2 protein-coding genes and 1 pseudogene are annotated in these 2,409 nt (G+C 58.3%); 2 read left to right on the top strand and 1 reads right to left on the bottom strand.

From position 1 onward, the window contains the following. The first annotated feature begins 170 nt into the window (after window positions 1-170). Window positions 171-1,028 carry a hypothetical protein gene (locus BLR85_RS28135; RefSeq protein WP_093165184.1) on the top strand — a complete coding sequence of 286 codons (858 nt, stop codon included), beginning with the start codon at window positions 171-173 and terminating at the stop codon, window positions 1,026-1,028. Then, a complete protein-coding gene (locus BLR85_RS28130; protein WP_093165182.1) occupies window positions 1,025-1,789 on the top strand; it encodes a hypothetical protein in 765 nt (254 codons plus the stop codon). The genes BLR85_RS28135 and BLR85_RS28130 overlap by 4 nt, the downstream gene beginning before the upstream one ends. Window positions 1,790-2,219: 430 nt before the next feature. Here BLR85_RS28130 and BLR85_RS28125 read toward each other — a convergent pair. After that, window positions 2,220-2,409: pseudogene (locus BLR85_RS28125) on the bottom strand (IS630 family transposase); the annotation flags it as partial.

The raw sequence follows: 2,409 nt of genomic DNA, 5'->3' as shown, positions 1-2,409 counted from the left end.
CATCGCCCAGGTCTGCGATCTCTATTCTCCGCAAGAATGCTGGAGCTACTTCAAGGCTGCCGGATATGTCTCAGGTTAATGGCGGGGTGCTTTAAGATGGCGTGTAGTGGCTAGTCGATGGATTGCGTCGGGCCTTGTTGCGTGACCGTAAAGAGCAAACGGGAGGGGCCATGTCGATTTTCAGAGTCGTTCCGGTTACGCTGTTCTCGGCATTCCTATTTGGGTGCAGTGGCGGCGACGACACTTCAAACTTCACGCCGGCCATTGTTGATCCGGAGGCTGCCCGGGCGGCTGTCACCCGAGGGGAGGGCCTCGATCCGGCCACCTATGCGGGAGATGTCGCCTTCAAGATCTCCAAAGAGGTGCAGACTGAAGAAGCATCGGTTCCACTCGTGCTTTATGCTGGTCTGAGTCCGGTGACCGATGCTCGTCTCGGTGCCAACTTCTTTATCGACCTGCGGCTGGCGCAAGCCCGTCTGCCAGAGCTCCTTTCGGGCGTAATCGTCGACAATTGCGGGCTGGAGGTTTCACTTGACTTCGACGGGGTTGAGCAAGAAAGCGAAAACCTGCGCGCGGGTGGTATTGTGACGGCTCGTGTCTTCGGTTGTCGGAGCGAAGGCACGCAGGACGAGGAACGCGGCCGCCGCATCTTCACGCAGAAGCTTGCTGCGATCGCCGAGGCGACGGCGATTGTCCGCAACAACTGCGTCGAATTCCACCTGATCGATCTGCAACTCGATCCGCACGGACTTATTGGCGGTCTGGCAACTCTCTTTGGCTTCACCGAGAGAGCTCGGAAAGCGATCCTCGACGAGAGCGCCACTTTTCTCTCCCAGAACCCGATCTGTCCTACACTGCCACCGGAGCTTTCGTCGCTCGCCCCCAGCTTCACCTCAGGCGGACTTAGGGAAATTGGCGATGGCGGGGTCGGCGCGACTTTCAGTGGCTCGGTTGACACCACTGCGGCGACCCTGATCCAGCTCCTTGCCGTCCTAAAGGAAAGCGATCTGATTGAGGAACAAAGATGAAATTGTTCAGCATCCTCCCAGTCGCGCTGGTGCTGTTTGCTGCAGGACACGCCGCCATCGCACAGCAGATTGATTTCGAACTGGATGAAACGCTCACAATGCTCGACACCGAGGTTGCTTTCAGGCTCGAGCTCGGTCTGAGCGCCGTTGCGCCGACCCGGGTTCACGTTAACGCGCTCTTGGACCTGCGCGACATTCAACAGCGAATGCCGGAGTTGCTGGCCGGCCGGCCAGTTAGCGACGGATGCGGCAACAACACAGTGCTCGGGGAAGTTTCGGTGACGGCCCGCGACTCCGTGATCGGCGTGTCAGGCACGTTGCAGTCCCGGTTCTATCAGTGCAACCGGACGAGCGAGACCGGCTTTCAGCGTGGCGAGTTGCGATCAAAACTTGGTCTCGGCTTCACCGGTGAAGCAACCACCAAGATCGAGGAGAACTGCATCGTCTTCCGTCTCGAAGGTCTGGATGTACGTCCGCTGGAAGCCATCGAAGCGGGCACCGAGGATAGCGAGAACATCACTGCGGCGCGCCTTCTCCTGCGCGAAGCATTTAACCTTGTTCTCGCCGAAAGCCCGTTCTGTCTGGAGCTGCCGCCGGAGCTTTCGATGCTGGATCCTGTCTTCCAGACCGCCGGGCCGCGGGAAATCGGCAAAGGCGGTATCGGTGTCGCTCTGGAGGGATCGGTTGATGTCAGTACCCACACCATTCTCGCCATCCTGGGCGTGCTTCAAAGCGAAGGCGTTCTTCCCGGCCCGCCATGACACAACGCTGAAGCAGCGCAGGTCGCTCTCGATCTGGTTTGTGTCCGAGATGATCTGGATGCCGCCACCGAATGGCCAACGCGGTTGGCAGAGGATTTAGATCGCCGAGCTCCAGGGTCGTATCGTGGTTCTCAACCGTTACACGGCGCTCGGCACAGCTCTCATGGAAGCTGTGACTTAGACCCGTCCTGGAAAAGGGGGCATCCGAACACCCGCCGATTTGGACAAAACAGCCACGATCACCTACGATGTCCCAACCATCAAGGCGCCCATTGGCCCCTCGCCTAGCTTCGCCTTGAGAGGCCTTCTGACGCAAGATTGTGTCATCAGTATCGGACTTGGAAATGGTCCGGATCGAAACATGCCCATGCCTGACCGAAAACCGCTCCCTTTCAGATAGAATGCCATATCTTCGACTGCCCCGAATTGGCTATACTAAAGCGGTTCCAGTTGACGTTGAAGCGTAACCGGCGGCTTGGAAATAGTTCCAGCACTCTTGTTGGCTGAAGAGATCGCAGACCTCGCCGATTGCGTTGAATAGCCCGGAGAAGGTCCTCGCACCGATCCTGCGTAGATGCGCCTTCAGTTTGGAAAACGCCTGTTCGATGGGATTCAGGTCG

It is taken from the genome of Aliiruegeria lutimaris (genome assembly GCF_900099935.1).
Taxonomy (GTDB): domain Bacteria; phylum Pseudomonadota; class Alphaproteobacteria; order Rhodobacterales; family Rhodobacteraceae; genus Tropicimonas; species Tropicimonas lutimaris.
The sequence above is the reverse complement of the archived record's forward strand: the minus strand, read 5'-3'. Positions and strand labels throughout refer to the sequence as shown.